This is a genomic window from Cupriavidus sp. WS (assembly GCF_000395345.1).
Lineage (GTDB): Bacteria > Pseudomonadota > Gammaproteobacteria > Burkholderiales > Burkholderiaceae > Cupriavidus > Cupriavidus basilensis_B.
Genome location: NZ_AQPL01000672.1, coordinates 1 through 2,563, shown reverse-complemented (window position 1 = coordinate 2,563; position 2,563 = coordinate 1). Strand labels below are relative to the sequence as shown.

The window sequence follows — 2,563 nt, the reverse complement described above, 5'->3', positions numbered from 1 at the left end:
GCGGCGCTCGGCGGCTGCGCCACCAGCAAGGAAAAGCTGCTGACCCACGGTGACCGCACGATGATGGACATCTGGCAGCAGGAGGCCGGCGACGGCGGTGGCGCAGCCGGACGGAATGCCGGCCGCCAACTGCTCGATGCGCGCCAGAGCCTGCGTCGGCCGCTGACCGACGCCGACATGCAGGCCGCGCCTGCCGAGCAGATGCGCTATACGCGCACCGCGCGCAACGAGGTCCATCACCAGTTCCAGCGCCTGCCCAATCCCGATCTCGTCATGTACGTGTATCCGCACCTGGCGGGCACGGACCCGGTGCCGGTTCCGGGCTACACCACGGTCTTCCCCCTGTACCAGCGCATCCAGTACGCCATGCCAGGCGAGCGCGTGGAGGCCTACTGATGCGGTGGAAACTTCCCTGGCCGAAGCTGGCGGGCGCCGGCATCAGCGGCCCGGCCGGCGATGAGCAGCCGGACGGCTGGCAGCGCCACGTCGAAGCCTTGCAGCAGGCCGGCATCCCCGAACCCGGCGCCCCGGTGCAGGGCCGCAGGCCGGCGACCGTGGCCGAGGAGCAGGCGCTGTACGGCGTCGCCCCGTCCTTCGTGGAACTGCTGCCCTGGGTGGAATTCTTGCCCGAGTCGAAGGCCATGCTGTTGGAGGACGGTCAATCCGTAGCCGCCTTCTTCGAGCTGGTGCCGCTGGGCACCGAGGGCCGGGAGCCTGGCTGGCTCGCGCATGCCCGCGACGCCCTGGAAAACGCGCTCCAGGACAGCTTCGATGAACTGGACGAGAACCCCTGGGTGCTCCAGCTATACGCACAGGACGAACCGAGCTTTGACCAATACATGCAGACCCTGTGCGACTACGTGCAGCCACGCGCCCGCGGCACGGCATTCACCGAGTTCTACCTGCGCTTCTTCCGTCACCACCTGCGCGCGGTAGCCAAGCCGGGCGGCCTGTTCGAGGACACGGTGGTTACCCGTCTGCGCTGGCGCGGGCAGACGCGGCGCGTGCGCATGGTGGTCTATCGCCGTGCCACCGGGCAGGCAAGCCGCCGCGGCCAGACGCCCGAACAGATGCTGAACATCGTCTGCGACCGCCTGTGCGGCGGGCTGGCGAACGCCGGCATCCAGGCACGGCGCATGGTCGCGGCGGACGTTCACGACTGGCTGCTGCGGTGGTTCAATCCGCGCCCCGCGATGCTCGGGCCCAGTACAGAGGACCGGGAGCGCTTCTACGCACTGGCGCGCTACCCCGACGAGACCGAGGCCGGCGAGATCGAGTTGGCGAGTGGGCAGGATTTCAGCCAGCGGCTGTTCTTCGGCCAGCCACGCTCTGACGTGGAGCACGGCACCTGGTACTTCGACGGCATGCCGCACCGTGTGCTGATCACCGACCGGCTGCGCATGCCGCCCGGCACGGGACACCTGACCGGCGAGACCCGCAAGGGCGATGCGATCAACACGCTGTTCGACCAGATGCCGGAAGACACCTTGCTTTGTCTCACGATGGTCGCCACGCCCCAGGACGTCCTTGAATCGGATCTGAACCACCTGGCGAAGAAGGCCGTGGGCGAGACGCTGGCGTCGGAGCAGACGCTCAAGGACGTGAACGAGGCCCGCTCCCTGATCGGCAGCGCGCACAAGCTCTACCGGGGCACGCTGGCGTTCTACCTGCGCGGGCGCGACGAGGCGGAACTGGACCGGCGCGGCCTGGACCTCACGAACGTGATGCTCAACGCCGGCTTGCAACCAGTGCGAGAGGACGACGAGGTGGCGCCGCTCAACAGCTACCTGCGCTGGCTGCCGTGCTGCTACAACCCCGGCAAGGATCGGCGCCGGTGGTACACGCAACTGATGTTCGCCCAGCACGCGGCGAACCTGTCGCCGGTATGGGGCCGTGCCCAGGGTACGGGGCATCCCGGCATCACGATGTTCAACCGTGGCGGCGGACCGATCACCTTCGATCCGCTCAACAGGTTGGACAGGCAGATGAATGCCCACCTGTTCCTGTTCGGCCCGACGGGCTCGGGCAAGAGCGCCACGCTCAACAACCTGCTGAACCAGGTCACGGCCATTTATCGGCCGCGCCTCTTTATCGTGGAAGCCGGCAACAGCTTCGGCTTGTTCAGCGACTTCGCCAGGCGCCTGGGCCTGACCGTGAACCGGGTCAAGCTGGCCCCGGGCTCGGGCGTGACCCTGGCGCCATTCGCTGACGCACGCCGGCTGATCGAGACGCCCAGCGACGTGCAGACACTCGATGCCGACGCGCTGGACGAAGACTTGCCACCGGATGCCTCGGCCATGGAGGCGGACGAGCAGCGCGACGTCTTGGGCGAACTGGAGATCACGGCGCGCCTGATGATCACGGGCGGTGAGGACAAGGAAGAAGCGCGGATGACGCGGGCCGATCGCTCGCTGATCCGCCAGTGCATTCTCGACGCCGCCGAGCACTGCCACGGTGGAGGTGGTAGCGAGAAGCGCACCGTGCTCACGCGCGACGTGCGCAACGCGCTACGCACGCGCGGCCAGGCCCCGACGCTGCCCGAGATGCGGCGCGTGCGGCTGCT

Annotated in this window: 2 protein-coding genes; both read left to right on the top strand. The window is 68.3% G+C overall.

Going from position 1 to position 2,563, the window contains the following annotated elements; all coding sequences use genetic code 11:
• Nucleotides 1-396 (top strand): TIGR03751 family conjugal transfer lipoprotein (locus K206_RS0136365; protein WP_020207134.1); only part of this gene is annotated, 396 nt, incomplete at its 5' end.
• The coding region (locus K206_RS0136360; protein ID WP_020207133.1) for a conjugative transfer ATPase at nt 396-2,563 on the top strand (2,168 nt) is incomplete at its 3' end. The genes K206_RS0136365 and K206_RS0136360, both read left to right, overlap by 1 nt.